At 50.2% G+C, this 24,995-nt stretch carries 24 protein-coding genes; 14 read left to right on the forward strand and 10 right to left on the reverse strand.

The features are described 5' to 3' along the window. Position 1: 1 nt before the first annotated feature. The 3 genes from OGV57_RS05700 to OGV57_RS05710 all read right to left on the reverse strand — a co-directional run bounded on the left by OGV57_RS05700 (position 2) and on the right by OGV57_RS05710 (position 3,525). Positions 2 to 619, reverse strand: coding sequence for a DMSO/selenate family reductase complex B subunit (locus OGV57_RS05700; protein WP_003843596.1), 618 nt, complete (start codon positions 617 to 619; stop codon positions 2 to 4). 10 nt (positions 620 to 629) lie between these two features. Further along, positions 630 to 3,068, reverse strand: a complete 2,439-nt coding sequence (ynfE, locus tag OGV57_RS05705; RefSeq protein ID WP_054528366.1) for a selenate/tellurate reductase subunit YnfE — start codon at positions 3,066 to 3,068, stop codon at positions 630 to 632. A gap of 148 nt (positions 3,069 to 3,216) precedes the next feature. Next, a complete protein-coding gene (locus tag OGV57_RS05710; RefSeq protein ID WP_085954018.1) occupies positions 3,217 to 3,525 on the reverse strand; it encodes a DUF1161 domain-containing protein in 309 nt (102 codons plus the stop codon). A 102-nt stretch (positions 3,526 to 3,627) separates the two neighbouring features. Between OGV57_RS05710 and OGV57_RS05715 the strand changes: the two genes are divergently transcribed. Beyond that, the gene (locus tag OGV57_RS05715; protein WP_003843601.1) at positions 3,628 to 4,338 is read left to right on the forward strand and encodes a YnfC family lipoprotein; all 711 of its coding nucleotides are present in this window, start codon (positions 3,628 to 3,630) and stop codon (positions 4,336 to 4,338) included. Between the two features lie 7 nt (positions 4,339 to 4,345). Here the strand turns inward: OGV57_RS05715 and speG are convergent, their stop codons facing one another. Continuing rightward, complete coding sequence (gene speG / locus OGV57_RS05720; protein ID WP_003032379.1) at positions 4,346 to 4,906, reverse strand: spermidine N1-acetyltransferase; 561 nt, start codon at positions 4,904 to 4,906, stop codon at positions 4,346 to 4,348. A gap of 35 nt (positions 4,907 to 4,941) precedes the next feature. Continuing rightward, positions 4,942 to 5,283 carry a DUF1283 family protein gene (locus OGV57_RS05725; RefSeq protein WP_003032382.1) on the reverse strand — a complete coding sequence of 114 codons (342 nt, stop codon included), beginning with the start codon at positions 5,281 to 5,283 and terminating at the stop codon, positions 4,942 to 4,944. Between the two features lie 153 nt (positions 5,284 to 5,436). On the opposite strand from OGV57_RS05725, the gene OGV57_RS05730 reads away from it, so the two are divergent. From OGV57_RS05730 to OGV57_RS05745, 4 genes are all read left to right on the forward strand, one after another. Further along, positions 5,437 to 5,763 carry a YnfA family protein gene (locus OGV57_RS05730; protein ID WP_044699845.1) on the forward strand — a complete coding sequence of 109 codons (327 nt, stop codon included), beginning with the start codon at positions 5,437 to 5,439 and terminating at the stop codon, positions 5,761 to 5,763. A gap of 108 nt (positions 5,764 to 5,871) precedes the next feature. Continuing rightward, on the forward strand, positions 5,872 to 7,086 hold the full coding sequence (gene rspA / locus OGV57_RS05735) for a starvation-sensing protein RspA (RefSeq protein ID WP_003032386.1): 1,215 nt from the start codon (positions 5,872 to 5,874) through the stop codon (positions 7,084 to 7,086). Between the two features lie 60 nt (positions 7,087 to 7,146). Next, positions 7,147 to 8,481 carry an MFS transporter gene (locus OGV57_RS05740; protein WP_003836325.1) on the forward strand — a complete coding sequence of 445 codons (1,335 nt, stop codon included), beginning with the start codon at positions 7,147 to 7,149 and terminating at the stop codon, positions 8,479 to 8,481. Between the two features lie 163 nt (positions 8,482 to 8,644). Beyond that, positions 8,645 to 10,111, forward strand: a complete 1,467-nt coding sequence (locus tag OGV57_RS05745; protein ID WP_049015837.1) for a mannitol dehydrogenase family protein — start codon at positions 8,645 to 8,647, stop codon at positions 10,109 to 10,111. Between the two features lie 75 nt (positions 10,112 to 10,186). On the opposite strand, the gene ydfZ is transcribed toward OGV57_RS05745, so the two are convergent. From ydfZ to ydfG, 3 genes are all read right to left on the reverse strand, one after another. After that, complete coding sequence (gene ydfZ / locus OGV57_RS05750; protein WP_003032393.1) at positions 10,187 to 10,390, reverse strand: putative selenium delivery protein YdfZ; 204 nt, start codon at positions 10,388 to 10,390, stop codon at positions 10,187 to 10,189. A 191-nt stretch (positions 10,391 to 10,581) separates the two neighbouring features. After that, positions 10,582 to 11,268: a GntR family transcriptional regulator gene (locus OGV57_RS05755; RefSeq protein ID WP_003032396.1), complete on the reverse strand. Its 687-nt coding sequence runs from the start codon at positions 11,266 to 11,268 to the stop codon at positions 10,582 to 10,584. 86 nt (positions 11,269 to 11,354) lie between these two features. Beyond that, positions 11,355 to 12,101, reverse strand: coding sequence for a bifunctional NADP-dependent 3-hydroxy acid dehydrogenase/3-hydroxypropionate dehydrogenase YdfG (ydfG, locus tag OGV57_RS05760; protein WP_003032398.1), 747 nt, complete (start codon positions 12,099 to 12,101; stop codon positions 11,355 to 11,357). A 137-nt stretch (positions 12,102 to 12,238) separates the two neighbouring features. On the opposite strand from ydfG, the gene dcp reads away from it, so the two are divergent. The 3 genes from dcp (at position 12,239) to OGV57_RS05775 (ending at position 15,915) form a co-directional block, all read left to right on the forward strand. Continuing rightward, positions 12,239 to 14,284 (forward strand): peptidyl-dipeptidase Dcp, encoded by a 2,046-nt coding sequence (gene dcp / locus OGV57_RS05765; protein ID WP_054528367.1) that lies wholly within the window; start codon positions 12,239 to 12,241, stop codon positions 14,282 to 14,284. A gap of 288 nt (positions 14,285 to 14,572) precedes the next feature. Continuing rightward, positions 14,573 to 14,791, forward strand: coding sequence for a hypothetical protein (locus OGV57_RS05770; protein WP_003836310.1), 219 nt, complete (start codon positions 14,573 to 14,575; stop codon positions 14,789 to 14,791). 197 nt (positions 14,792 to 14,988) lie between these two features. Further along, entirely contained in the window at positions 14,989 to 15,915 is a 927-nt protein-coding gene (locus OGV57_RS05775; protein WP_286530828.1) for a diguanylate cyclase, read from the forward strand. A gap of 283 nt (positions 15,916 to 16,198) precedes the next feature. Here OGV57_RS05775 and mgtS read toward each other — a convergent pair whose 3' ends face one another. Beyond that, positions 16,199 to 16,294: a protein MgtS gene (gene mgtS, locus OGV57_RS05780; protein WP_003032406.1), complete on the reverse strand. Its 96-nt coding sequence runs from the start codon at positions 16,292 to 16,294 to the stop codon at positions 16,199 to 16,201. Positions 16,295 to 16,780: 486 nt separating this feature from the next. On the opposite strand from mgtS, the gene urtA reads away from it, so the two are divergent. Genes urtA through urtE form a run of 5 tightly spaced genes read left to right on the forward strand, consistent with a single transcriptional unit; the run spans position 16,781 to position 22,248 of the window. Next, positions 16,781 to 18,052, forward strand: a complete 1,272-nt coding sequence (gene urtA / locus OGV57_RS05785) for an urea ABC transporter substrate-binding protein (RefSeq protein WP_003032408.1) — start codon at positions 16,781 to 16,783, stop codon at positions 18,050 to 18,052. A 43-nt stretch (positions 18,053 to 18,095) separates the two neighbouring features. Beyond that, positions 18,096 to 19,670 (forward strand): urea ABC transporter permease subunit UrtB, encoded by a 1,575-nt coding sequence (urtB, locus tag OGV57_RS05790; protein WP_054528369.1) that lies wholly within the window; start codon positions 18,096 to 18,098, stop codon positions 19,668 to 19,670. Continuing rightward, positions 19,670 to 20,743 (forward strand): urea ABC transporter permease subunit UrtC, encoded by a 1,074-nt coding sequence (urtC, locus tag OGV57_RS05795; protein WP_054528370.1) that lies wholly within the window; start codon positions 19,670 to 19,672, stop codon positions 20,741 to 20,743. Before urtB ends, urtC begins: the two co-directional genes overlap by 1 nt. Further along, entirely contained in the window at positions 20,743 to 21,540 is a 798-nt protein-coding gene (gene urtD / locus OGV57_RS05800) for an urea ABC transporter ATP-binding protein UrtD (RefSeq protein ID WP_032935768.1), read from the forward strand. Before urtC ends, urtD begins: the two co-directional genes overlap by 1 nt. A 9-nt stretch (positions 21,541 to 21,549) precedes the next feature. Continuing rightward, the gene (urtE, locus tag OGV57_RS05805) at positions 21,550 to 22,248 is read left to right on the forward strand and encodes an urea ABC transporter ATP-binding subunit UrtE (protein ID WP_054528371.1); all 699 of its coding nucleotides are present in this window, start codon (positions 21,550 to 21,552) and stop codon (positions 22,246 to 22,248) included. A 43-nt stretch (positions 22,249 to 22,291) separates the two neighbouring features. Here urtE and ydeE read toward each other — a convergent pair whose 3' ends face one another. Next, complete coding sequence (ydeE, locus tag OGV57_RS05810) at positions 22,292 to 23,479, reverse strand: efflux MFS transporter YdeE (RefSeq protein WP_003843627.1); 1,188 nt, start codon at positions 23,477 to 23,479, stop codon at positions 22,292 to 22,294. Positions 23,480 to 23,677: 198 nt separating this feature from the next. Between ydeE and eamA the strand changes: the two genes are divergently transcribed. Further along, entirely contained in the window at positions 23,678 to 24,577 is a 900-nt protein-coding gene (gene eamA / locus OGV57_RS05815) for an O-acetylserine/cysteine exporter (RefSeq protein ID WP_048241015.1), read from the forward strand. Positions 24,578 to 24,995 lie beyond the last annotated feature (418 nt).

Here is a 24,995-nt window from a genome sequence, read left to right on the forward strand (position 1 = left end):
TTTACACCTCCTTTGGATTAGCCAGAAAACCCGTGGTATCCCCGGTCGGGCGGCAATTGGCGTTTGGTTTGATCACAATACTCGGTCTGGTGAAGTGCGCACCCGGCAGCGGGGCGACGGCTGCCAGATCACCATGTTTTTTGCGCAGCTCATCAATGGGACCGAAGTCCAGCGCACGCAGCGGACAGGACTCGACGCAGACAGGCTTTTTGCCGTCTGCCACGCGGTCATGACAGCCATCGCACTTGGTCATATGCCCTTTGGCGGCATTGTACTGCGGTGCGCCGTACGGACAGGCCATGTGGCAGTAACGACAGCCAATACACACATCTTCATCAACGACCACAAAACCATCATCACGTTTATGCATAGCCCCGCTGGGGCAAACCTTGGTACAGGCCGGATCTTCACAGTGGTTACAGGCAATGGAGAGGTAGTAGGCGAAAACGTTCTGTCGCCAGACGCCGTTGTCTTCCTGCCAGTCACCTCCGGCGTATTCGTAAATCCGGCGGAAACTGACGTCGGGGGTGAGATCCTTGTAGTCTTTGCAGGCCAGTTCGCAGGTTTTGCATCCGGTGCAACGACTGGAATCAATAAAAAATCCATACTGAGTTGTCATGGGTTAGTCCTTAAACCTTCTCGATCTCGACCAGATTAGTGTGCTGTGGGTTGCCTTTTGCCAGCGGTGAAGGGCGCTGTGTTGTCAGCGTATTGACGCAGGCGCCATGATCAATTTTGTCGCCGGTCATATCGGCATCGTGCCATGCACCCTGGCCCATTGCGCTGACGCCGGGCAGGATCCGCGGCGTCACTTTGGCTGCAATACGTACTTCACCGCGGTCGTTAAAGACCCGCACCAAATCGCCATTTGCAATACCACGCTTTTGGGCATCGACAGGATTGATCCACACTTCCTGACGGCAGGACGCCTGCAGAACATCGATATTGCCGTAGCTGGAGTGCGTACGGGATTTGTAATGGAAGCCAAACAACTGCAGCGGAAATGCGCTGCGTTTCGGATCATCCCACCCTTCAAACGTAGAGGCGTAGACGGGAAGCGGGCTAATTACTTCGTCCTTTTGCAACTCCCAGGTGTTGGCTATTTTCGCCAGTCGACTGGAATAAATTTCAATCTTTCCGGACGGTGTTTTGAGCGGATTGGCCTGCGGATCGTCGCGGAATTTTTTATACGCGACAAAATGCCCGTTAGGGTCTTTACGTTTATAGATCCCCATTTTTTTCAGCTCGTCATAGGAAGGTAGCGTGGGGTCTTTGGCCAGCATTTTTGCATACAAATACTGGAGCCACTGTTCCTGAGTACGGCCTTCCGTAAAGCGTTGATAAATATCATTGCCAAGGCGTTTGGCGACTTCGCTCATTATCCAGTAGATCGGTTTACGCTCGAACTTCGGTGACGTCGCGGGTTGAATAAAAATGAGGTACCCCATGTTGCCCGCATAGTCGTTAGGAATAATGTCTTCCTGTTCGACGGTCATTAAGTCCGGCAGCAGAATATCGGCATATTTGGCCGAGGATGTCATGAAGTTTTCGATGACCACTATCATTTCGCATTTCGTGTCATCCTGAAGGATCTCATGCGTTTTATTGATATCTGAGTGCTGATTAGTAATGGTGTTGCCCGCGTAGTTCCAGATAAATTTAATCGGTACATCGAGCTTATCTTTCCCGCGCACGCCATCGCGGGTTGCGGTCATTTCCGGGCCACGAGCGATGGCGTCGGTCCAGCTAAAGCAGGATATCTGGGTCTTGATGGGATTCTCCGGCAGCGGCATGCGTTCAATCGTGATGGTGTAGGTTGATTCTCGAGCACCGCTATTGCCGCCGTTGATGCCAACGTTGCCGGTCAGGATAGGCAACATCGCGATCGCCCGTGAGGTCAGTTCGCCGTTAGCCTGACGTTGCGGACCCCAACCCTGACAAATATATGCCGGTTTTGTGCTGCCGATTTCCCGAGCCAGTTTGATAATGCGATCGGCGGGGATCCCGGTGACATGCGAGGCCCATTGGGGCGTTTTAGTGATACCATCATCGCCGTTGCCAAGTATATAGGCCTTGTAATGTCCGTTAGCGGGGGCGTCGGCGGGTAGGGTTTTCTCGTCATAACCGATGCAATATGTGTCGAGGAACGCCTGGTCGACAAGATTTTCGTTAATCATAACCCAGGCAAGTCCCGCCACGAGTGCGGCATCGGTTCCCGGACGGATAGGGATCCACTCATCTTCACGACCCGCAGCGGTATCGGTATAGCGCGGATCAATGACGATCATCCGGGCATTAGATCGCTCCCGGGCCTGTTCAAGGAAGTACGTTATTCCGCCGCCGCTCATGCGCGTTTCGGCAGGATTATTGCCAAACATTACTACCAGTTTCGTGTTTTCGATGTCGGATGTGCTGTTGCCGTCATTTGAGCCGTAGGTATAGGGCATTGCTGCCGCGATTTGTGCGGTGCTGTAAGTGCCGTAATGACTCAGAAATCCGCCATAGCAGTTCATCAGGCGAGCGACCAGCGAGGCATAAGGAGAGGAGCGCGTAATGTTGCCGCCTACAATGCCTGAGGTGTAATTAATATAAACGGCTTCATTACCGTATTTCTCCACGGTATTTTTTAAACTGTCACTGATGGTATCCAGCGCTTCCTGCCAGGTTATACGTTCGAATTTTCCCTCACCACGTTTGCCTACGCGCTTCATCGGATAATTCAGGCGATCCGGATGATTGATCCGTCGGCGGATTGAACGCCCACGCAGACAGGCACGAACCTGGTGCTGACCATAAAGATCGTCTCCGGTCGTATCGGACTCCACCCATACGACTTCGTCATCTTTGACGTGGAGTTGCAGGGCACAACGGCTGCCGCAGTTTACGGAACACGCGCCCCAAACCACTTTCTCTTCAGCCGGTTGTATCGCCTGTTGTACCGCAGCGGCGGCGGTGCGCATTCCAAAAGGTAATGACAGCCCGCCTGCGGCAAGCGCCAGCGAACCGATAGCCGAGGATTTCACTAACGTCCTGCGGCTGATGCCTCCATATTGCTCAGTATCAGACATAACTCACTCCATTATAGTTATCGCTATATATTAATCTCTACAGCGAAATTAATAGCATGCTAATAATGGAGTGAGTTTACCCATTTATGAGTATGTCATCTTAATGCATATCAAACTGGAGTAACCCTCCGCGCACGGAGGGTGAGATTTATTGCGGTTCGACGACGTGTCCGTCTTGTGCAGATGTGCTATTGGCGGGGGCGTTGCCGCTGTTGGTCCGGGTATAGAGAATTTTGTGCGTATCATTTGCACAATGTCCGACTACCAGTGAGTCAGGTTGATCGGCCTGATCGTTGGGGACTATATTCAGCGTGAAGCTGGATTCAGCTACACCATTATTGATGATGCGTTGTTCGATATCGCTTTTTACGCGTTCGCATGACGCGGGTGCCGCCAGAACCTGCGGGGAAGCGACTACCAACATGATCGCGGCAATTCCTGGTATGTATTTCATCATCAGCTCCTTTATGATCGACTTAAACTAAGATTAGCATTTCTGGTGTAAATAACTGTATTTGCTAATATGATTGAGAATTATCTTCTTATCCCGGTGAAAAATGTGAAGAAACAGACCCTGTTAGGTTTCCTGTGCGTCGTGCTGGTTGGCTGTGATAACGCCAAAGGGCTGGTTTCCTTTACGCCGGAAATGGCCAGTTTTTCCAATGAATTTGATTTCGACCCGCTGCGTGGGCCGGTGAAAGATTTCAGCCAGACGCTGCTCAATGATAAAGGTGAGGTCACTAAGCGTGTCGTTGGTACGCTGTCACAGGAAGGGTGTTTCGATACGCTTGAACTGCACGATATTGAAAACAATACCGGTATGGCGCTGGTCCTGGATGCAAACTACTACCGGGATGCCGAAACGCTGGAAAAACGGATCCGTTTACAGGGCAAATGCCAACTGGCGGAACTGCCTGCGGCAGGAGTGGTGTGGGATACCGACGATAACGGTTTTGTCGTTTCTGCCACGGGGAAAGAGATGAAGGTGCAATATAGATATGATGCGGAAGGCTACCCGCTGGGTAAAACAACCGTTAATAAGGACAATACCTTACAGGTTGATGCCAAACCGTCGGTCGACCCGTTGAAGAAGCTGGATTACACCGCGGTGAGCCTGCTCAACAATCATCCGGTAGGCAACGTCAAACAAACGTGCAAATACGATGAATACGCAAATCCGGTCAACTGCCAGCTCGTTATCGTTGACGAGAGCGTGAAGCCGGCAGTTGAACACCATTACTCAATTGAAAACACCATCGCGTACTATTAGTCAGGCTTTATTGAGCTGTAGGTTGCAGCAGGTTTGGACCTGACGTTTTATGTTCTGCCAGATACTGCTGCTGGAAGATACACATACGGATAGTGTTGCGGTATTGGCCGTTGATAAAGAATTCATGAATCAGCTCGCCTTCGACCATAAAGCCAAGTTTACGGTAGATGTGGATAGCTTTTTCGTTCTCTTTATCAACGATCAGATACAGCTTATATAAATTGAGTACGGTAAAGCCGTAATCCATCGCCAGCTTAGCAGCCCGGGAAGCCAGACCTTTGCCCTGATAATCAGGGGAAATAATGATCTGGAATTCCGCCCGTCGGTGCACATGGTTAATTTCAACCAGTTCCACGAGTCCGGCTTTTTCACCGTCGCATTCCACCACAAAGCGACGTTCGCTTTGGTCGTGAATGTGTTTGTCATACAGGTCTGACAGCTCAACAAACGCTTCGTAAGGTTCTTCAAACCAGTAACGCATTACGCTGGCGTTATTATCAAGCTGATGGACGAATCGTAAATCTTCACGCTCCAGCGGGCGCAACTTAACACTGAGGGCGCTAGTCATATCGTATCCTTTCAATATCCTTCAAAGTGCAATGATTATGGGGCAACGGTGCGGCCAGTACGGCGGTCAAGGCAGCGCAATGTGTTAGGTTCCCAGTACGCATTAATATTAGCGCTCTGTTCGCATTTATCACGGCTATCAAAGGCTGTATCGGCTTTGTCCCACTCTTTCTCTGCACGTTTGTTGACTTTCTGGCGAAGCTGACGCGTATCGTTCCATTGTTCCTTTTCCATTGCTGCTTGTTGACGACTTTGCGCACTGTCCCCGGATTCAATGACCAGTTTACTGGTTTCAGCAAATGCGGAAGAGGTGTACACAGCCGCAGCCAGCGTCAGCATAGCCGTCAGGCACAGGCGTTTGGTCAGTGTAATTTTCATGGCGAATTCCTTTTATGGGAAAGGGTAAAAACGATAAAACAGGGTTAAATTCTACACTATTCCGGTTTGCGGGCATACCCACCCGGTGGATATGGATACGCTAACGAGATTCTGTCGTATCATAGTTAAACCGAAGGTAACTGAATAACATCAATGCTTAAGACCACATTTCTTTTTTTCGTCACCGCGTTATGCGAAATCATTGGCTGCTTTTTACCCTGGCTTTGGCTTAAGCGCGGGGCTACAGCCTGGTTACTGATACCCGCGGGGGTGTCACTGGCTTTATTCGTCTGGTTGCTGACACTGCATCCGGCAGCCAGCGGGCGTGTATACGCAGCCTATGGCGGTGTTTACGTGGTGACCGCGCTGTTATGGCTACGCATTGTCGATGGTGTAAAACTCAGTTTGTATGACTGGTCTGGCGCGCTGGTGGCGTTGTGCGGCATGTTGATCATTGTGGCTGGATGGGGGCGCGCATAGCGCCTTTTTTTGTGATCAAGCAGTGCTTTTTTGATCTTTATACTTGTATGGTAGTAGCTCAGTTGAGTAAATTTCCTGCATCACAAGAACAGATGTAGGGAATAAGAAATGAAGATTGTTGGGGCTGATGTTTTTGTTACCTGTCCTGGGCGTAATTTTGTGACGTTGAAAATTACGACAGAAGATGGGATCACCGGGCTGGGAGATGCCACGTTAAATGGACGCGAGCTGTCCGTGGCGTCGTATCTGAAAGATCATGTGTGTCCGCAGCTTATTGGTCGCGATGCGCATCGTATTGAGGATATCTGGCAGTTTTTCTACAAAGGCGCGTACTGGCGTCGTGGGCCGGTCACCATGTCGGCGATTTCCGCAGTGGATATGGCATTGTGGGACATCAAAGCGAAAGCAGCCAATATGCCGTTGTACCAGTTACTCGGCGGTGCTTCTCGTGAAGGGGTTATGGTCTACTGCCACACCACAGGCCATACCGTTGATGACGTACTGGAAGATTATGCGCGTCATAAAGAAATGGGTTTTAAAGCGATTCGCGTGCAGTGTGGCGTACCGGGCATGAAAACCACTTACGGTATGTCTAAAGGCAAAGGACTGGCCTATGAACCTGCCACTAAAGGGCAATGGCCGGAAGAACAGTTATGGTCAACGGAGAAATATCTCGATTTCACGCCAAAACTGTTTGAAGCCGTGCGCGATAAATTCGGTTTCAACGAACATCTCCTGCACGACATGCATCACCGTCTGACGCCAATTGAAGCGGCCCGTTTTGGCAAAAGCATTGAGCAATATCGTCTGTTCTGGATGGAAGACCCAACCCCTGCTGAAAACCAGGAGTGCTTCCGCCTGATCCGCCAGCATACCGTCACGCCGATTGCGGTAGGGGAAGTGTTCAATAGCATCTGGGACTGCAAACAGCTGATCGAAGAACAATTGATCGACTATATCCGCACCACCATCACCCATGCGGGGGGGATCACCGGTATGCGCCGGATTGCTGATTTCGCGTCGCTGTATCAGGTACGTACCGGTTCACATGGACCTTCCGATCTATCGCCTGTGTGCATGGCCGCCGCGCTGCATTTTGATCTGTGGGTGCCGAACTTCGGCGTACAGGAATATATGGGCTATTCCGAGCAGATGCTGGAAGTGTTCCCACATAACTGGACCTTTGATAACGGCTATATGCACCCAGGAGACAAACCCGGCCTTGGGATCGAGTTTGACGAAAAACTGGCGGCGAAATATCCGTATGACCCTGCATATCTGCCTGTTGCTCGCCTGGAAGATGGCACGCTGTGGAACTGGTAAATATAAATTTTACGTACGAAAGATGTTGATTAACCCAATACCCTACAGAAGGTTAAACTTATGGTTAGTTCAGTCGATATTAAAAACAACGTAGATAATAAGCCCATTATTCGCCGAGTGGCTTCAGCATCCGCAATTGGTACTGCTGCTGAGTATTATGATTTTTTTGCATATGGCACAGCAGCTGTACTCTTTTTTGGCCATTTATTTTTCCCAAGTGATGATCCGTTAATTAGTACACTCGCGGCTTTTGCTACCTATGCTGTTGGTTTCCTCGCAAGACCATTAGGCGGAATTGTCTTTGGACATATTGGCGATAAAGTTGGACGCAAAAAAGCTCTGGTGATTACGATATTAATCGTTGGCTTAGGGACATTCTGTATTGGCTTGTTACCTACATACGAAAAAATAGGTGTATGGGCCCCAGCTTTACTTATTTTTATTCGTGTATTACAAGGCTTTGGTGTTGGAGGTGAACAAGCCGGTGCAGTACTGATGACTGCTGAATACTCTGAACCCAAGCATCGTGGTTTTTTCTCCAGTTGGGTTCAAATCGGCGCTCCGGTTGGCTTCCTTCTGCCTTTGGCACTCTTTGCGTTGTTGAATGCCACGCTTTCTCCAGAGGCAATGATGGATTATGGGTGGCGTATACCGTTCCTGTTAAGCCTGCTACTGGTTATTGTTGGGCTGTTTATCCGCTTAAAAATTGATGAGTCACCAGTCTTTGCTCAGATTAGGGAGACAAAAGCAGAAGAATCGCGACCATTAGTCGAAGTCATTCGTGATTTCCCTGGTATTGTTGTTAAGGGAGTGTGCGCTAAGCTTATTGAAGCTTGCACATTTGCTATGTTTACTGTGATTGTCCTTGCTTACGGTAAAGCAAATAATCTTGATGCAAATATCTTGATGGAGACAATGATTGTCGCAGTGATAATAGAAATTGTTGCCATACCTCTAATGGGATCGCTGTGTGACAGAATTGGGCGTAAACCCGTCTATATTATGGGTGCGCTTCTTCAGGTTGTTATGATTATTCCATTCTTCCTGGCAATTAATCAGGATAATTTCTGGCTAACACAGCTTGTGATGATTCTGGTTCTGAGTTTTGGACATAGTATGTGCTATGCGCCTCAGGCCTCTTATTTCCCGGAGCTTTTCCCTACGCACATTCGCTGTAGCGGTATTGCATTAATTTGGCAGTTAGGATCGCTGATAGGTAGTGGGATCCTGGGGCTGGTGGCTGTGAAGATTCTGCAGGTTACTGGTGGGCATTATTATGGACTGGCAACCTACGTGATTGTACTAGGCGTCATCTCAGTCATTGGTTTGCTAATGATGCCTGAAACCGCGCCGCAGAGACTAAAACGTGAATACCAGCAGTGGCAGAAACACTAATCTTCTTTGGCGGCAGTGTGCCGCCATATTCATCTTTCAGGTGGTATATAGCTTAGATATTGATGTCATACCAATCATAAAAAGCTTAATGCAAATCAAAACATACAACCATACAGGCGTTACTCTGGAACAGTCCTGATTTCATTTATAAGTAGGCCATACCATGCAAAACAAGCTCTTAGCGGCAAAGGCTGCACTTCCTGACTACGATCGTACAAAACTGGTTCCGCGTATTGTTCATCTGGGGTTTGGCGCGTTTCACCGCGCACATCAGGGGGTTTACGCTGACATTTTGGCTGCAGACCACGGCAGTGACTGGGGCTACTGCGAAGTGAATCTGATTGGCGGCGAGCAGCAGATTTTCGATCTGAAACATCAAGATAATCTGTATACCGTTGCAGAGATGTCTGCTGATGCCTGGACTGCGAGAGTCGTGGGCGTGGTGAAAAATGCATTGCATGCACAGGTTGATGGTCTGGAAAGCGTACTGGCAGCGATGTGTGAACCACAGGTCGCGATCGTTTCTCTGACCATAACGGAGAAAGGATACTGCCATTCTCCGGCGACCGGTGAACTGATGTTAGACAATCCAATGATTGCCGCCGATCTGCAAAACCCAAAACAGCCAAAAACTGCGCCAGGCGTAGTGGTTGAGGCTTTGGCACGCCGCAAAGCGGCAGGTTTAGCCGCCTTTACTGTGATGTCCTGCGACAACATGCCTGAAAACGGTCATGTAATGCGTAATGTTGTCACCGCGTATGCCAGAGCGGTGGATGAAGAACTGGCTGCGTGGATCGAACAACATGTGACGTTCCCGTCGACTATGGTTGACCGAATTGTCCCGGCAGTTACCCCAGAGACTCTGGACAAAATTGAACACATCACTGGCGTACGCGACCCAGCAGGTGTGGCATGTGAGCCTTTCCGTCAGTGGGTTATCGAAGATAACTTTGTTTCCGGTCGCCCTGAATGGGAGAAGGCAGGAGCGGAGCTGGTGGCAGATGTCATTCCGTTTGAAGAGATGAAACTGCGTATGCTCAACGGCAGCCACTCTTTCCTGGCTTATCTTGGTTATCTGGCCGGTTATCAACACATTAATGATTGTATGGACGATGAAAACTATCGTCTTGCAGCTCGTGCGCTGATGTTGCAGGAACAAGCACCCACGCTGAAAGTAAAAGGTGTTGATCTACAGCGTTATGCCGATCTGTTAATTGAGCGTTACAGCAACCCGGCACTGCGTCATCGTACCTGGCAGATTGCTATGGACGGAAGCCAAAAATTGCCGCAGCGTATGCTTGATTCCGTTCGTTGGCACATTGTAAACGGCAGTCACTTTGATTTACTGGCGCTGGGCGTGGCGGGCTGGATGCGCTACGTCGGCGGTGTGGATGAGCAGGGCCAGGCGATTGAAATTAGCGATCCGCTGTTGCCCGTGATCCAGAATGCGGTGCGTAGCAGTAACGAGGGCGAAGAGCGCGTTCGGGCGCTGCTGGCGATCGATGCTATCTTTGGTCGTGAACTGCCGCAGGTTGAATTGTTCAAAAACCAGGTTACACAAGCATATCTTGCTTTACTGGCTGAAGGGGCGAAAGCGACGGTTGCGAAGTATGCAGCAAAACTGAAGTAACGAAGATTATGTTTTATGTCGCCATCTGGCTTTCAACGGGCCAGATGGCGCTGTGTTTTCTGGCATTCACACCAATTAGTTCATGCCTAAACGAATCAGCTCGAGGGGGGCATATTTGCCTTCACACCCTTCGATTTCCACTGTTTTTCCGCGGCGAATCTGCTCAGCGGTCAGGCCATCGGTATCTATCGCTGTAATGCGGCCTGTGAGCCCGGTGTCGCTGATCATGACGCGGCTGCCAGTGGTGATTGCGTTACGGTTACGATCGTATGTTTTCATGGTGTTTTCTCCTTTCCAACTTACCGTCAAAGCCCGTGGGCTTTTAGTCCCACGTAACGGGCGCAATATAAATACGCTTCTCGTTAAGGATTTTTTTTGTTTTCGATCAAAATCACAGCTTTTTTTATGCAGTTATGCAGGAGAGGGGAAAACGCAGGAGAAACTCACCCCGGTGTGAGGCGAGCGTAGTATTAATCTTCGCTGAACCAGTCGCTATTTTCCTGACGAATAAGCTGAACGGACTCACCAATTTCCTGGAGATGGAGCATCATTGCGCGCTCGACCGCATCGCCATCATGTTTCTCAAGGGCGGCAAAGATATCGTGATGCTGGCGTAACAGCATTTCAGGCGGGGAAATATGATCCAGGCTCATATAACGAACGCGGTCAATTGTAGCCTTTATATTCTCAACGGTATCCCAGGCGAGTTGGCACTCGGCGATTAAAGCCAGTTTCTGATGAAACTCATCATCAAGCTGGAAGAAATCATTGATCTGTTTTCGGTCAATTGCTATGCGCTGCTGATGCAAATTTTGTTCAAGCTGATAGCACTGTTGGTCGTTGATCAGCGATGCGGCGCGGCGTACCACGGCACATTCAATCGCCTGGCGGACAAAACAACCATTTTGCACCTGCGACAGCGAAATCTTGTTCACATAGCTGCCACGCTGTGGGCGGATCTGAATCAGACCGTTTTCTGCCAGTTTGATGAATGCTTCTCGTACCGGCTGGCGTGACACATTAAAGCGTACGGAAACCTCTTTCTCAGACAGCGGTGTACCGGGTGCTATCAGACAATGCACGATATCACGGCGAAGAATACGGTAAATCTGTTGATTTACTGGCTGTGTAGGGTTGAGCTGCGTTTCTACGGTCATTCATTCTTACTTTTTAGAGAGTTAACCCGGATATTTTATCACTTCTTTCAGGCTATCTATACCCGGCGCAAGGCCGGGCAGATAAATTAGCTCCGATGAATACTCAGCCCGGCAAAAGACTGTGTGACAGGCATCATTTCAAGGGTGTTGATATTGACATGAGCCGGTAAAGAAGCCACCCACCATACCGCTTCTGTGACATCTTGCGGGGTCAGCGCCGTGGTATTTTCGTAGGCTTTTTCAGCTTTGGCATCATCACCTTTGAAACGGACATTAGAGAATTCCGTACCGCCAACCAGACCCGGTTCGATGTCGGTAACGCGAATGGCAGTGCCGTGTAAATCAGTACGTAAATTCAGGCTAAACTGGCGAACAAATGCTTTGGTCGCACCGTAGACGTTACCGCCAGCGTATGGCCAACTGCCCGCTGTAGAACCGATATTGATAATATGACCGCGGTTGCGTTCAACCATGCCTGGCAGAACGGCACGGGTCATATAAACCAGCCCTTTGTTGTTGGTGTCGATCATATTTTCCCAGTCTTCAACGCTGGCCTTATGGGCAGGCTCAAGGCCCAGCGCCAGACCTGCGTTGTTGACCAGAACATCAATATTGCGCCATTCAGCAGGGAGGGCGTCCAGCATCTCTTCAATTGATGCACGATTACGTACGTCCAGTTGCGCGGTATAGAGGCGGTCACCCAATTCCTCTTTCAGTTCCTGCAGGCGCTCCTGGCGGCGTCCGGTGGCAATAACTTTATGCCCATTCTCAATAAAACGACGCGTAATGCACTCACCAAAACCTGCGGTTGCTCCGGTTACTAAAACGATCATCTCACTGTTCCTCAACGCTTTTTATGTAGTACTAACATAGCACGTCATTTCCGTTCAGAGCTATTCCTGCGTAACGCGATTGCGGTTGAATCCTGGGAAGTCTACTCTGGTAAACAAATCGTTTTCAGGAGTGAAAAATGTCGTTAACGAATCCTTTTTTACGTCACAGCACGTTGCCGTATCAGGCCCCGCAGTTTGATCAGATAGAGGTGCAGCACTATCGCCCAGCGTTCGATGAAGGCGTGCGGCAAAAACGTGCAGAGATCGAGGCGATTGTGCAAAACCCGCTAGCCCCTGATTTTGCCAATACGTTGCTGGCGCTTGAACAAAGCGGCGCTTTGTTGACACGCGTAACCAGCGTTTTCTTCGCGATGACGGCGGCGCACACCAACGATGAACTACAGCACCTTGACGAAGAGTTTTCCGCAGAACTGGCGAGCCTTGCCAATGATATCTATCTCAATGAAGCACTCTTTTCACGCGTTGAAGCTGTCTGGCAACGGCGAGGTTCTCTGGGGCTGGAAAGCGAATCATTACGCTTGCTGGAGGTCATCCACCAGCGTTTTGTACTGGCCGGCGCATGTCTGAATGAGACTGATAAAGCGAACCTTAAAGCGCTCAATACAGAGTCCGCCACGCTGACCAGCCAGTTTAACCAACGGCTGCTGGCAGCGAACAAGTCTGCTGCTCTGGTGGTGGATGATGCACGTTACCTGGAGGGACTCAGCGCTGAGGAAATTGCCGTTGCCGCTGAAGCTGCAAGGGAGAAAGGGCTCGACGCGCGTTGGGTTATCCCGCTATTGAACACGACTCAGCAACCGGCGCTTGCGGCGTTACGCGATCGCCATACCCGTGAAAGTCTGTTCACCCGCGCATGGACGAGAGCAGAAAACAATGACGCTAACGATACTCGGGCTATTATTCAGCGACTGGTCGAGATCCGGATGCAGCAGGCGAAACTACTCGGTTTTGCCAATTACGCTGCATGGAAAATTGCCGACCAGATGGCAAAAACACCGGAAGCTGCACTGACTTTCATGCGGGCGATTGTTCCTGCCGCGCGAGCTCGGGCACTAGATGAACAGGCCGAAATCCAGAATGTTATCAATCACGAACAGGGGCAATTTAACGTCGAGGCCTGGGACTGGGCATTTTATGCTGAGCAGGTTCGTCGTGAGAAATATGCTCTGGATGAGGCGCAGCTCAAACCTTACTTTGCCCTTGATACGGTGCTGAACGAGGGCGTTTTCTGGACGGCAAATCAACTCTTTGGCATAAAATTTATAGAACGGTTCGATATTCCTGTTTATCACCCGGATGTTAGGGTATGGGAAATATTTGATCACGATGGCGTAGGTCTGGCGTTATTTTACGGCGATTTCTTTGCCCGGGAATCGAAAAGCGGTGGTGCCTGGATGGGCAATTTTGTTGAGCAATCGCAACTCAATGAAACCCGGCCGGTTATTTACAACGTGTGTAATTATCAAAAACCGGCAAAAGGTCAGCCTGCATTGTTATTGTGGGATGATGTTATTACGTTATTTCATGAGTTTGGGCACACGTTGCACGGTCTGTTCGCCACTCAGCGTTACGCCACGCTTTCAGGGACCAACACTCCGCGTGATTTTGTTGAATTTCCTTCGCAGATTAACGAACACTGGGCGAGTCATCCGCAGGTCTTTGCTCGTTTTGCTCGTCATGTTGTTACCGGGGAGCAAATGCCGCAGGCGTTGCGAGATAAAATGCAGCAGGCCAGCCTGTTTAACAAAGGTTACGACATGACCGAACTGCTCAGTGCTGCATTGCTGGATATGCGCTGGCACGGTCTGGAAAATAGCGCGTTATCTCTTTCGGTCGATCAATTTGAACAACAGGCGCTGGCAGCAGAAGGTTTGGATCTCAAGGCCGTGCCACCACGTTATCGCAGCAGTTATTTTGCCCATATCTTCGGCGGCGGTTATGCCGCGGGTTATTACGCCTATCTGTGGACGCAAATGCTGGCCGATGACGGCTATCAGTGGTTTGTAGAGCAGGGCGGATTAACTCGTGAAAACGGGCAGAAATTCCGCGAAGCGATTTTGTCCCGCGGAAATAGCACTGATTTAGCTGAACTCTATCGTCAGTGGAGCGGACGAGATCCAAAAATGGAGCCGATGCTGGAACATCGTGGTTTGAGCGCGTAAGGTTTGTTCAGAGGGGGAAAGTCCTCAATTCAGCTTAGTTAATCATAATGATGCCGATAAATTCATCATTGTGATGAAAAGGGAATTACGCAGTAGGCCGGATAGCGAAGCGCCATCCGGCCTACTGCTTACTGTCGCTTCGCGCATCAACAACCGGATGTGATGCCCGTTTATTTGAATTATCTAAGAAAAGAACCCTGCAATTTAACGTCCTTACCGGAAAAAGTTACTTTTACTCTGTGCGACAATCATTGTTCCAAAACGTTGAACTTCATAGAGGTCTTAAACATGCCTGAACGTACAGAACTTGTTGATAAAATCGTCCTTAACAGTCTGCAAACCTACTTTGAGAATTGGCCACTGGCGACAGCAGAGGATATTGTAATTTTTATCCTGACCGTAACAACTCTGACGGTAGCATCACTGACACTGGATATTCATAGCTATAAAAAGCTTAAGGCATACACATCAGCTTTCTTATCGGTTTTTATCTATCCGCGAAAATAAAAGGCTCAATGAACCGCGACCAATTTGAGCCAGGTATGAACTGAGTCGGCGATACTCGCTATGCCGCGACCAGTGGCATAGCGCAATGCTATTGTTAATCGCGGCTTATTAATTACTATTAAAAAATTTACATAAATTTTCTTTTTTATCGTTAAGATAATTCCATCAGAAACGCTCGAACAGGGAGGGAGAACGTGATGATGAGAAATACGAAGGAAATAGATACAATTTTGATTGAGTTGAACAAGTCCATTGATGCCCACTACAAATGGTTAGTGACAATGTTCCGCTGCGTGGTGTCTTTAGATGTTACTCAGCCGGATATTGTGGGTGAAAATTCGCATTGTGTTTGTCGATTTGGACAGTGGCTTAATAATCAATCGCGGTATAATGAGGATGATTGTAGTTACGTAAGCAAGATAAATGCCACCCACGAAAAGATGCATTTATTAGGCAAGGAGTTGCTATTGGCTATAGTGGAGAAACGTAGCCATCCATGGCATTTCGACAGTTTCCAGGACGCGCTGCTGGCATTTACCTCATCTGTAATGGACTACAAAATATATTTATTGAATATCCGCAGTAATATCGATGTATTAACAGGTTTACCTGGCAGAAGAATGCTCGATGAGTCTTTTGATCGGCAGTTGCTCGATGCCGAACCGCTTAATCTCTATATATTGTTGTTAGATATCGATCGTTTTAAATACGTTAACGATACCTACGGCCATTTGGTTGGTGACGTTGTATTGCGGGCTCTGGCATCAAATTTATTGTCATGGACGCGATATGATGAGGTGGCGTACCGCTACGGTGGAGAAGAGTTCATTATCATCATCAGAACAAAAACGGACGAGCAGGCATGCCAGGCGGGTTTGAGACTTTGTCGTCTGATTGGGCAGAAAAAAATTCCCTACGCTGATGGAGAGATCGGTATCACGGTGACGGCAGGCATAACCCGAGTCCAACCGGGTAAAACGCTGGATACCGCGCTTGGTCGGGCTGACAGGGCGATGTATCAGGGGAAACAGACCGGCAGAAATCGCTGTATGTTTATGGATGAAAATGAGCAGATCGCGTTGGTGGACACCAATGACGGGACCTCGTATCCCCTCAGTGCGTGAGTTTTCGAAAACGCTTTGAGGTAGTTGCGTTTCGTTTAACTTTCATTGGGGTTGTTGATGATAGGTTAGCTGACTATCCGTTATCTTCGCAGGGAATTGCCAGATAGCGTATAAAAGCAAAACACAAATCTATCCATGCAAGCATTTACCGCTGGTTTATCCGGCGGTTTTTTTTATCTGTAAATCAGGAAAAAGGTACCACGAGCGCGATTTGGGCAAAAAAATGGCCCCTTGTGCAGCTACGCAACAAGGGGCCGGGTCGGTGCAGGACTATCTCCGTTCATCAATCATCCCATCTGTGGCTAAAATACGCGGCCAGGAAACCGGAAAATAAAATAATTCCCAGAACAGCCATAAAAATATTCATATTACCCAGCATAGTAAATGCTCCTTTATCTGTGAGTTTCCTCTCTTACCTTAAGTTCACCTCGCTTATGACTATAGTAGCAATTCAATCTTAAACAAAGGCTGAACTGTGTGATTATTTCGGCTGAAAAGTAAATTTTTGACATGATCACGTCGAATAAAATAAATAATAGTGACGAGACACATTTATCTGCGCACAAATAATCCTGTTTTTAAACCCTGAGACGCTGCTATGACAGTGTGCTGCTGACACAGATTGTTGCACGTTTATAATGCAGAGTTGTCTCATGGTGGTTCAATTTTTCCTTTGATTAACCCGTTTGGTGGGAAAATGTAATACTGATTTTTGTGCTCGAGATGCTAATTTATTGATTTTATATGATGTTTTAATATCTGGCATCGTTTTTGCCTTATCACTTCTGAACACCTTTAATTTGCACCGTTTTGTCTGCCCGGCTGCACCGGAGCTTTCAGCAAGTTTAATTTCAGGAGTGAAACTATGCAGCGTCGTACATTTTTAAAAGCTTTTGCACTTTCTGCCTCTGTTGTAGCAATGGGCGTGAGTTTTAGCGTTCAGGCAGCCGACACCATCAAAGTTGGCATCATGCATTCTTTATCCGGCACGATGGCCATATCCGAAACGCCGCTAAAAGATGTGGCGTTGATGACCATCGATGAAATTAATGCTCAGGGCGGTGTGTTGGGTAAAAAGCTGGAACCGGTGGTGGTTGACCCAGCCTCGAACTGGCCCTTATTTGCTGAAAAAGCAAGGCAGTTGCTGAGTCAGGATAAGGTAGCGGCAGTTTTTGGCTGCTGGACATCGGTTTCGCGTAAATCGGTTCTACCAGTATTTGAAGAATTGAACGGTCTGCTGTTTTACCCAGTGCAATATGAAGGTGAGGAGATGTCGCCTAACGTCTTCTATACCGGCGCAGCCCCCAACCAGCAGGCGATCCCTGCGGTTGAGTATCTGATGAGTGAGGACGGCGGCAGCGCGAAACGCTTCTTCCTGCTGGGCACGGATTATGTTTATCCGCGCACGACCAACAAAATTTTACGCGCCTTTTTGCACTCAAAAGGAGTTGCCGATAAAGACATCGAAGAGGTGTACACCCCATTCGGACACAGCGATTACCAGACCATTGTCGCCAGTATTAAAAAATTCGCTGCAGGGGGAAAAACGGCGGTGGTATCAACCATCAACGGCGATTCTAACGTTCCATTCTATAAAGAGTTGGCCAACCAGGGCCTGAAAGCTACCGATGTTCCTGTGGTGGCATTCTCCGTGGGTGAGGAGGAGTTACGCGGTATTGATACCAAACCGCTGGTGGGCAACCTTGCAGCCTGGAACTACTTTGAGTCCGTCGATAACGCTGCCAACAAGAAGTTTGTCGCGGATTACCGGGCGTATGCCAAAGCGCACAAATTACCAAATGCTGAATCGGTGGTGACAAACGACCCCATGGAAGCTACGTATGTTGGCCTCCATATGTGGGCGCAGGCGGTAGAAAAAGCCGGAACGACCGATGTGGATAAAGTTCGCGCTGCAATGGCGGGGCAATCCTTCGCTGCGCCATCAGGCTTTACCCTGACCATGGATGCGACCAACCATCACCTGCATAAACCCGTCATGATTGGCGAGATTGAGGGCAATGGCCAGTTTAACGTGGTATGGCAAACCGATGAGCCGGTCCGCGCCCAGCCATGGAGTCCGTACATCGCTGGTAATGATAAAAAATCTGAACAGCCTGTGAAAACCGCCAGCAACTGATCGTGTGCCCTCCTGCGGGAGGGTACCGCTTTGGAGAACGCTCATGAAAGCTATGCGCTTTATTCGTGGTGTGTTGTTGCTGACGTGGTTTTTGCCGTGGATAGCGCAGGCATCAGATGCCGATACCTTTACAGCCGCAAATCGAACTCAGCAGGCCGCCTTGCTCGAACAATGGTCGATCAATCCCGACATTCAGCGTTTGCCGATGCTCAACGCGTTGCGCGAGGAGCATCTGCTGACTGATAACGCGAAAAATACCTTCATCATGAACGGCTCGCACGCACAGCCGTTAGGAACAGCGATAACCCCAAACGGCGAGCTAAAAAAAATTCGCCTGACTAACCGCCTGCGTAATCTGGTGGCAGGAACGCAGGCCGTTCATCAGCTTTTAAGTGACAGTGTCACATTAAGGTTAGAGGCAGCTCGTACATTACAGCGTGAGGCACAGCCGGGTATGCTGCCGTTTTTACAGCAACGACTGGCTCAGGAGTCAAATGGTGATGTGAAATCCGCGCTGGCTATTGCACTGGCAAATCTGCAGCTGAACAGTTCCTCGCCGGAGGTCAGACGTCAGGCAATCGAACTATTAGGGTCGTCAAATGATCCTGAAACTCAGGCGCGCCTGCAACCATTCACCCAGGCTGAACATGAACCCGATACCCGCGTGCGTGCTGCCGCTGGCGAAAGCCTGAATTCCATCGCGCATCGCATGAAGATTGGCGATCTTCTTGGACAGGCCTTTATGGGGCTGTCACTGGGCTCAATTTTGCTGCTGGCGGCATTGGGTCTGGCTATAACCTATGGATTACTCGGCGTCATTAATATGGCGCATGGCGAGATGTTAATGCTCGGGGCTTACTGTACCTGGATGGTACAACAGCTGATGGGCCAGTTTTTCCCGCAATGGCTAGCCTGGTATCCGGTTATTGCGCTGCCGGTTGCCTTTTTACTTACCGCGGCGGTGGGAATGCTGCTTGAGCGCGGGGTGATCCGCCATTTATACGGGCGTCCTCTCGAAACGCTGCTGGCGACCTGGGGGATCAGCCTGATGCTCATCCAGTTGGTGCGTATGTCCTTCGGCGCGCAAAACCTGGAAGTCGCCAATCCGGCATGGCTTTCAGGGGGAATTCAGGTTTATGCCAATCTGATTTTACCGTGGAACCGAATTGTGGTGCTTGGCTTTGCCATTCTGGTGCTGTTTTTTACCTGGTTGTTGTTGAATAAAACGCGTCTGGGGCTGCGCGTACGTGCCGTGACGCAAAATCGCAGTATGGCGGCCTGCTGCGGCGTACCTACCGGACGCGTCGATATGCTGGCCTTTGGCCTTGGTTCAGGCATTGCCGGGCTGGGGGGCGTAGCGCTCTCGCAGTTGGGCAACGTAGGACCGGAATTGGGGCAAAGCTACATTATCGATTCGTTTCTGGTTGTGGTGCTGGGCGGCGTGGGACAACTCGCCGGGAGCGTGGCCGCGGCGTTTGGACTGGGGATCTTCAATAAAATTCTGGAGCCTCAGGTGGGGGCGGTTCTAGGCAAAATCATGATTCTGGTGCTGATTATTCTGTTTATTCAGAAACGTCCGCAGGGGTTGTTCGCGCTAAAAGGGAGGGTTATTGACTGATGACGATGCCAATGACATTAACGCTGGCGCGTAAAGCGCCACGCGCGACGCGCATCCTGGGGCTGGGGTTATTGCTGGCGTTGATTATTCTGCCGTTTCTTGCGCTGTTACCTGCGGACCATCCGCTGGCGATATCGGTGTGGACGCTAACGCTGGCCGGGAAAATTCTCTGTTATGCCATTGTCGCGGTCGCGCTGGATCTGGTGTGGGGCTATGCCGGCATGCTCTCGCTGGGACACGGTATTTTCTTTGCGCTGGGAGGGTATGCGATGGGAATGTACCTGATGCGCCAGGCCTCTGGCGAAGGATTACCGGCCTTCATGTCATTCCTGTCGTGGAGCGAGTTGCCGTGGTTTTGGTGGGGGACGCAACATTTTATCTGGGCGCTCCTGCTGGTCGTTCTGGTTCCTGGCCTGCTGGCGCTGGTATTTGGTTGGTTTGCCTTTCGGTCAAAAATCAAAGGGGTCTATTTCTCCATCATGACCCAGGCCCTGACTTTCGCAGGAATGCTGCTGTTTTTTCGCAACGAAACGGGTTTTGGGGGAAATAACGGTTTTACCGGCTTTACCACCATTCTGGGATTCCCGGTAACCGCCACCTCAACCCGTATCGCGCTGTTTCTGGCGACGGTCATGCTGCTGGTGCTGGCATTATGGCTGGGACTGGCGCTGGCCCGCAGTAAGTTCGGTCGTATTTTGACTGCCGTGCGGGATGCAGAGAACCGTCTGATGTTCTGTGGTTACGATCCGAAAGGTTTCAAGTTACTGGTGTGGACGCTTTCCGCTGTACTGTGCGGCCTGGCAGGGGCGCTGTATGTTCCGCAGGTGGGGATCATTAACCCCAGCGAAATGTCGCCGACCAACTCGATTGAAGCGGCGATTTGGGTTGCCCTCGGCGGACGTGCAACCCTGATCGGCCCGGTATTCGGCGCCGTGTTGGTGAACGGTGCGAAAAGCCTGTTTACGGTGATTATGCCGGAATACTGGCAGCTGTTTCTTGGCCTGATCTTTATTGGCGTTACGCTGTTTTTACCCCGAGGGGTAATTGGTCTGTTTCGCAAGGGAGACAAATAATGCAACCAGATGAAGGGCTATTTACTCGCCAGATGCCGGGGGATCGGTTTCGCAACCAGACTGATCCGGTGCTACAGCTGGAAAAAATTAACGTTAACTTCGATGGCTTTCAGGCGCTAACCGATCTCACGCTCAATATTGGGGTTGGGGAACTGCGTTGCATCATCGGGCCCAACGGCGCCGGAAAAACAACGTTAATGGATGTCATTACCGGCAAAACCAGGCCGCAAAGTGGTCGTGCGATATACGATCAGTCGACCGACTTAACGACGCTGGATCCCATTGCCATTGCACGTCAGGGGATTGGACGGAAATTTCAAAAGCCCACGGTATTTGAAGCATTAACGGTGGAAGAGAACCTGGAGCTGGCGCTGAAAAATGATAAATCTGTCTGGGGTTCTCTACGGGCACGACTCTCAGGCGAACAGCGGGATCGTATTGATGAAGTACTGGCGCTGTTGCGGCTGGGTAATGAGCGGGCCCGCCGCGCTGGTCTGCTTTCGCATGGGCAAAAACAGTTTCTCGAAATTGGCATGCTGCTGGTACAGGAGCCGCATTTACTGCTACTGGATGAACCCGCGGCGGGGATGACGGATGCGGAAACGGAATACACGGCGGAGCTGTTTCGCCAGCTTGCCGGTAAGCACTCTCTGATGGTTGTTGAGCACGATATGGGATTTGTCGAAACCATTGCCGATCGCGTCACAGTATTACATCAAGGACGTGTCCTGGCTCAGGGGAGTCTGCGTGAAGTGCAGGCCAACGAGCAGGTTATTGAAGTTTATCTCGGGCGTTAAGGAGTGCAGATGCTGCAGGTGAAAGAACTTAATCAATATTATGGCGGCAGTCATATTCTGCGCGGGGTGAACTTTGAAGCGCGTATCGGTGAGGTGACATGTCTGCTGGGGCGTAACGGCGTGGGGAAAACAACGCTACTGAAGTGTCTGATGGGGCTTATTCCGGCCCGCAGCGGAAGCGTGCTCTGGCAGGAGAAAAATGTCACTCAATGGAAGCCGCATCAGCGGGTCAGGGCCGGTGTGGCGTATGTCCCGCAGGGGCGTGATATTTTTCCGCGTTTGACGGTAGAAGAGAATCTGCTGCTCGGCCTTTCCCGTTTTTCAGCACCGGAGGCACGACATGTGCCGGATGATATTTACGCGCTCTTTCCGGTTTTACAGGAAATGAAGCATCGGCGGGGCGGAGATTTGTCCGGCGGGCAGCAGCAGCAACTGGCGATTGGACGAGCACTGGCAAGTCGCCCACAATTGTTGATCCTTGATGAGCCTACCGAGGGGATCCAGCCTTCGGTCATTAAAGAGATTGGTCAGGTGATTTCCCAACTGGCGCATCGCGGCGATATGGCCATTTTGCTGGTGGAGCAGTTCTATGATTTTGCCGAGCAGCTCGCCGACAAATACCTGTTGATGTCGCGGGGCAGCATTATTCAAAGCGGCGACGGTAAAAATATGGAGTCCGAGGGCGTTCGGGGACTGGTTGCTATCTGAGGTATGCGACAGAGCGACTGTGGCTCTGTCGCGAACATAATAACTAGCAGACCGCCGTCTGGCCCCAGGGTTTGGCGCGCATGCCTTTTATCATTAGCGCCCAGGCAAGAACGATCGCCACTATCAGCGCCACAAACAGCGACCAGGGTGGCAATGTGGTTAAAATGACGCCGCTGACTAATGGGTTAACCGCTGCGCCAAGCCAGCCTAACGACTGGGCGGAAAAATAGCTGGCTTTCATACCTGCTGGCGCGATGTTGTCGATAAGCATGTATTCACCCGGTGCGTAAATGACTTCGCCGATAGTGAAAAAGGCAGCAGAAATTCCCCATAACAACAGACTGTTGCCGGAGAAAGCGAAACCGACCAGGCCAACGACAAAGAAGACTGTACCCATTGTCATTAACGGGCGGATATTCGTGGCGGTGAGCCTGCGACCAAGTGCGTATTGCAGTGATACTACGATGGCGGCGTTAACGGGCAGGACCACCGCGACGACTTTCTCGGCAAAATCGCCATCGGCGACCACCATAACGTATTGCGAAATACAGGATGCAAAGGCGCCGCCAACGAATGATGCCAAAAATGCTGACAGCGTAAACCAGAATAATGCTCTGTCGCGCAGCAGTACTGAAGGGGACCAAACAGCGGCATTTACACCTTCTGCGGTTGCCGGTGAACGTTTTACCCACGTCTGGATAAACACCAGAGGTAGCGCAGAACAGGCGGCAGCCAGCCAGAACGGCAGGTTAATGCTTTGCATAACCAGCAGCGTGCCCAGCGGCGGACCAACGGTCCAGCCGATGTTCAGCACGGTATAGTTAAGTGAGAAAATTTTCGTTTTGTTGGTCGCAGACAAGTTATCGGCAAACCAGGCTTTCAGCACCGTGGCGAAGACGGAGTAGGCGCAGTTGATCAGGGCAAAGAGCAAAACCACTATCACGACGTTATGCACCAGCGGAATAGCAATAAAGCCGGAGGCAAAGCCGCAGATAGCCAGCAACATATAGCGTTTTTTATCGAACTTATCGGCCAGAATACCAAAGCCAAGGCTGAAGACGACGCCTATGGTCAGTGCAACCGTCATCGCATAACCGATCAGGTCGACGCTCAGTTGATACTGTCGACTGAGGTAAATCGTCATAAATGGCAGCGTGGCGCCACGACCAATGGTTAATAACAAAGATGACGCAAGTAACGCGAGAGTGGACCTTCTCAGAGAGATATTCATTTTCCTGCCCGACAATGCATGTTGTTATGTTTTTTTTAGATATCAGAAACAAATAGCATGCTAAAAGTGTGATGTACACTCAATAAGTTGTCCGAAAATGCCCTGTGTGGCCTACCTAAATTAATGATCTGTTACGGTACAACGATTTCCGTTACTTTAACTTGTTTACAAAAATTTAATATTTGCAGGGGCGGTGGTATGTCGCGTAAAGACGGGTTATTGGCGTTACTGGTCGTTGTGGTTTGGGGACTGAACTTTGTTGTCATTAAAGTGGGTTTGCACAATATGCCGCCGTTGATGTTGGCAGGGTTACGCTTTTTGTTGGTGGCGTTCCCGGCGATTTTTTTTGTTGCCCGCCCGAAAATTCCGCTTTCGCTTTTACTCGGCTACGGCCTGACAATTAGTTTTGGACAGTTCGCGTTTCTCTTCAGCGCCATCAAATTTGGTATGCCTGCCGGGTTAGCTTCTCTGGTATTACAGGCTCAGGCGTTTTTCACCATCATTCTGGGGGCATTCGCCTTTGGCGAACGTCTGCAGGGTAAACAATTGGTAGGAATTGCGCTGGCGGTATTTGGTGTGCTGGTACTGATTGAAGCCAGTCTGAACGGTCAGCATGTTGGCATGCTCGGTTTTATGCTGACGCTGGCGGCGGCGCTAAGCTGGGCCTGTGGCAATATCTTTAACAAAAAAATCATGCAGCATACATCGCGTCCGGCCGTGATGTCGTTGGTGGTATGGAGCGCGCTAATCCCCATTGTTCCGTTCTTCCTGGCCTCATTACTTCTCGATGGTCCAGCGCAAATTACCCAAAGTCTGGTGGCGATAGATATGACAACCATTTTGTCACTGGTGTATCTGGCGTTCGTGGCGACCATTGTGGGTTATGGCATCTGGGGTTCGTTACTCGGACGCTATGAGACCTGGCGGGTAGCGCCGCTATCGCTGTTGGTGCCGGTTGTCGGTCTGGCGAGTGCGGCCGTACTGCTGGACGAAACGCTTAGCGGATTACAGCTACTTGGCGCGCTACTGATCATGGCTGGGCTGTATATCAATGTGTTTGGTTTTCGGTTGCGTAAAATTGCGTCGGTGAGGGGCTAAAAAAAGCCCCGCAGTGACGGGTGATGCCTGCGTCAGTTAAGCATTATTGAGAACATGTAATTCAGGATCAGGGTTCCGTTCACCTCAGCGGCATAACTTCTCTGAGGCACTGATATCCGTGAACGTGCAAGGGAGGCTCACCGCCGCCTCCCTTGCAACCCAGGCTCCCGGCGGGAAAATTGCCGACGTGTTTCCGTAAGGCCGGGAGAGCCAGCATGGATGCTGGCTCAGGGCGCGCTTTACAGGGAAGTTGCCTCGCGCCCGGCCCGAAAGCCTGAAGGAATAATCGGAGGGAACCACGAAGTGGCAATTTTCCCGCCGGGAGCCGGGATTGTTAAGGGTACGGCGATAGTACCCTTAACACGTTCACAGGCAATCTGGTTTCAGATAAGTGAAAAATATAAGGTGAACGTAACAA

It is taken from the genome of Citrobacter sp. Cf087 (assembly GCF_030334285.1).
Lineage (GTDB): Bacteria > Pseudomonadota > Gammaproteobacteria > Enterobacterales > Enterobacteriaceae > Citrobacter > Citrobacter freundii.

What these genes read in the sequence shown, in the direction of transcription:
- speG (WP_003032379.1), bottom strand. Translation starts at nt 4,906, where the DNA reads ATGACTAGCGCCCTCAGTGTTAAGTTGCGCCCGCTGGAGCGTGAAGAT.
- dcp (WP_054528367.1), top strand. Translation starts at nt 12,239, where the DNA reads ATGTCGTTAACGAATCCTTTTTTACGTCACAGCACGTTGCCGTATCAG.
- OGV57_RS05745 (WP_049015837.1), top strand. Translation starts at nt 8,645, where the DNA reads ATGCAAAACAAGCTCTTAGCGGCAAAGGCTGCACTTCCTGACTACGAT.
- OGV57_RS05725 (WP_003032382.1), bottom strand. Translation starts at nt 5,283, where the DNA reads ATGAAAATTACACTGACCAAACGCCTGTGCCTGACGGCTATGCTGACG.
- eamA (WP_048241015.1), top strand. Translation starts at nt 23,678, where the DNA reads ATGTCGCGTAAAGACGGGTTATTGGCGTTACTGGTCGTTGTGGTTTGG.
- urtE (WP_054528371.1), top strand. Translation starts at nt 21,550, where the DNA reads ATGCTGCAGGTGAAAGAACTTAATCAATATTATGGCGGCAGTCATATT.
- OGV57_RS05775 (WP_286530828.1), top strand. Translation starts at nt 14,989, where the DNA reads ATGATGAGAAATACGAAGGAAATAGATACAATTTTGATTGAGTTGAAC.
- OGV57_RS05730 (WP_044699845.1), top strand. Translation starts at nt 5,437, where the DNA reads ATGCTTAAGACCACATTTCTTTTTTTCGTCACCGCGTTATGCGAAATC.
- OGV57_RS05755 (WP_003032396.1), bottom strand. Translation starts at nt 11,268, where the DNA reads ATGACCGTAGAAACGCAGCTCAACCCTACACAGCCAGTAAATCAACAG.
- ydfG (WP_003032398.1), bottom strand. Translation starts at nt 12,101, where the DNA reads ATGATCGTTTTAGTAACCGGAGCAACCGCAGGTTTTGGTGAGTGCATT.
- urtB (WP_054528369.1), top strand. Translation starts at nt 18,096, where the DNA reads ATGAAAGCTATGCGCTTTATTCGTGGTGTGTTGTTGCTGACGTGGTTT.
- urtC (WP_054528370.1), top strand. Translation starts at nt 19,670, where the DNA reads ATGACGATGCCAATGACATTAACGCTGGCGCGTAAAGCGCCACGCGCG.
- urtD (WP_032935768.1), top strand. Translation starts at nt 20,743, where the DNA reads ATGCAACCAGATGAAGGGCTATTTACTCGCCAGATGCCGGGGGATCGG.
- ydeE (WP_003843627.1), bottom strand. Translation starts at nt 23,479, where the DNA reads ATGAATATCTCTCTGAGAAGGTCCACTCTCGCGTTACTTGCGTCATCT.
- ynfE (WP_054528366.1), bottom strand. Translation starts at nt 3,068, where the DNA reads ATGTCTGATACTGAGCAATATGGAGGCATCAGCCGCAGGACGTTAGTG.
- OGV57_RS05770 (WP_003836310.1), top strand. Translation starts at nt 14,573, where the DNA reads ATGCCTGAACGTACAGAACTTGTTGATAAAATCGTCCTTAACAGTCTG.
- rspA (WP_003032386.1), top strand. Translation starts at nt 5,872, where the DNA reads ATGAAGATTGTTGGGGCTGATGTTTTTGTTACCTGTCCTGGGCGTAAT.
- OGV57_RS05740 (WP_003836325.1), top strand. Translation starts at nt 7,147, where the DNA reads ATGGTTAGTTCAGTCGATATTAAAAACAACGTAGATAATAAGCCCATT.
- ydfZ (WP_003032393.1), bottom strand. Translation starts at nt 10,390, where the DNA reads ATGAAAACATACGATCGTAACCGTAACGCAATCACCACTGGCAGCCGC.
- urtA (WP_003032408.1), top strand. Translation starts at nt 16,781, where the DNA reads ATGCAGCGTCGTACATTTTTAAAAGCTTTTGCACTTTCTGCCTCTGTT.
- OGV57_RS05700 (WP_003843596.1), bottom strand. Translation starts at nt 619, where the DNA reads ATGACAACTCAGTATGGATTTTTTATTGATTCCAGTCGTTGCACCGGA.
- OGV57_RS05710 (WP_085954018.1), bottom strand. Translation starts at nt 3,525, where the DNA reads ATGATGAAATACATACCAGGAATTGCCGCGATCATGTTGGTAGTCGCT.
- mgtS (WP_003032406.1), bottom strand. Translation starts at nt 16,294, where the DNA reads ATGCTGGGTAATATGAATATTTTTATGGCTGTTCTGGGAATTATTTTA.